Origin of the sequence: Kitasatospora sp. NPDC057015 (assembly GCF_042673745.1) — a bacterium.
Lineage (GTDB): Bacteria > Actinomycetota > Actinomycetes > Streptomycetales > Streptomycetaceae > Kitasatospora.
Genome location: NZ_JBHUSG010000130.1, coordinates 1 through 1,921, shown reverse-complemented (window position 1 = coordinate 1,921; position 1,921 = coordinate 1). Strand labels below are relative to the sequence as shown.

At 71.2% G+C, this 1,921-nt stretch carries 3 protein-coding genes; all 3 read right to left on the bottom strand.

Annotated elements, in window-relative coordinates:
* Window positions 1–335 (bottom strand): DUF4326 domain-containing protein (locus ACFTWP_RS41540; protein ID WP_380270374.1); only part of this gene is annotated, 335 nt, incomplete at its 3' end.
* 92 nt (window positions 336–427) lie between these two features.
* Complete coding sequence (locus ACFTWP_RS41535) at window positions 428–1,384, bottom strand: ATP-binding protein (RefSeq protein WP_380270373.1); 957 nt, start codon at window positions 1,382–1,384, stop codon at window positions 428–430.
* Window positions 1,381–1,921, bottom strand: a 541-nt coding sequence (locus ACFTWP_RS41530) for a PD-(D/E)XK nuclease-like domain-containing protein (protein WP_380270372.1), incomplete at its 5' end; no start/stop codon positions are given. The genes ACFTWP_RS41530 and ACFTWP_RS41535, both read right to left, overlap by 4 nt.

The window sequence follows — 1,921 nt, the reverse complement described above, 5'->3', positions numbered from 1 at the left end:
GGCAGGTTGGCCAGCCGCAGCAGGACGTCGGCGTGGCACGCCTGGTCGGATTGGCAGGTGCAGGCGAGGTCCCGGCCGCGCAGGGTCGGCAGATCGGCGAGGATCCGTTCGCGCCGCTGGTCAGCGTCGTCGGTGGGGGCGTCGTAGCGATTGCCGCGCAGCCACGTCTCGTAGTTGGCAGCTGCGGCGGCGTGCGGGTCGTCGTAGCCCATCTCCTGCATCAGGCCGACCCTGCAGGGGTTGCCGAAGCGGGACGGGCGGCTGACGATCACCGCGCCTTCGGGCTTGCGCCAGCCCTTGGTGCGGCGGCGCTGGGTGCGGACGGGGTTGGACATGGATGTCTCCTCAGAGGTGTTGTCGCTGGTGGTTGGGGGTCCCGCCGGCCGGGTCTGGTCACCGGCCGGCGGGACCGGCATGCGGTGGAGCCTCAGGCGGCGGGGGCGCGGAGGGCGCTGCCGCGGGCCTTGATGACGTCGCCGAGGTTGGTCGGCTCGCCGGTCTCGGGGTGGAGCATCGGGGAGGCCAGCAGGGATGCGGCCTCGACCTCTCCGTACAGGGCCAGTAGGCCCTCGTAGGTGGCGTCCTCGGCGGTTGCGCGGTTGATGAAATCCGCAGGATCCGCGGCGGGGGCGCCGTCCTGAAGCCAGGCCAGCAAGTCGGCGGCGAGGGCCATGCCGTCGGGCTCCCGGATGACCGCCCTGGTGAACTTCGGGCAGCGGGACTTGAGCACGGTGAGGACGTTGTCCCGGTCCATCGAGGCGACGACGTCGAACTCGTACTCCACGCCGCGCCTCTGCTCGGCGCGCATCCCCATGGCAATGGGCTCGGTCTTGCCCCGCTCGTTCTTCTGGAGCACCCACTCGGTGTGCGCCCGCATCGTGGCGATGACGTGGCCCGGGTAGGCGAGGAGCGCGTCCACCATCTCGTTCTGCAGCGGGGTGCCTTCCTTCCAGCCGCCGAAGGAGTTGCCGTTGAACTTCGCCTTGGCCCTGTCGACCTGCTGGAGAGTGCCCTCGGTGCCCGACCAGAAGTGCGACAGGCTGTCGATCAGCACGGTGTCGTATCCGGCCGCGGATGCGGCGGCAAGCGCCTTGACGAGCTTCCGGGGGTCGAAGGAGCTCATCTGGAGGACGTCGAACTGAACGCCGCCGATGCCGACGTACTTGCTGGCGGCGCCGCGCTCGGTGTCGATGACGGCGAACCGCCCGCCCAGGCCGTGGGCCAGAGCGAGGGAGGTCCAGGTCTTGCCGGAGCCGGACACGCCCTGGATCGCCATGCGGATCCTGGCCTGCTCCTTCGTCGCGGGCCGGAAGACGAACTCATCGCCGAACTCGGCCTGCTGCTGGGGCTGCTGGGGGGTGCGCTTGGGCGCGGGCAGGCTCACAGGTACTCCATCGCGTCGTGGGTCTCGCCCCAGCGGGGCAGGGAGATGGTGGTGATGCCGTCGGCGTGGCCGGGCCAGTTGCCGGTCCGCGTGCACTCGGCGTAGATGCGGCGGGCCCGGGCGTTGCGGGCGGCGCCGAGGATCTGCGCGCCCTCGTCCAGCTCGACGACGGTCACCGGGTGCGGCGGGCGCTTGTCGACGAACACCAGCCGGAACTCGGGCCGGACGCCCTCGATCGCCTGGACGGCGTCCCGGTACCACTGGTCCTGCTGGTGGTAGCCGTACTGGTAGACCGACTTCTGGATGCCCTCCAGGCTGGCGTCCGAGGTGGTCTTGAGGTCGGTGATCTGGAGCGGGCTGGACATGTCCAGCAGGGCCCGGCACCAGATCCCGGTCTCGGGGTCCTGCCAGATGTAGGTCTGCTCGGCCTCGCCGGCGCCCGGGGTGAACAGCGGGCCGGCTTCCGGGTGTCCGAGGACGGCGGCGGCCATGGCGTGGGCGCGCTCGCCCTCCTCGGCCAGCAGCGGCACGCCACCC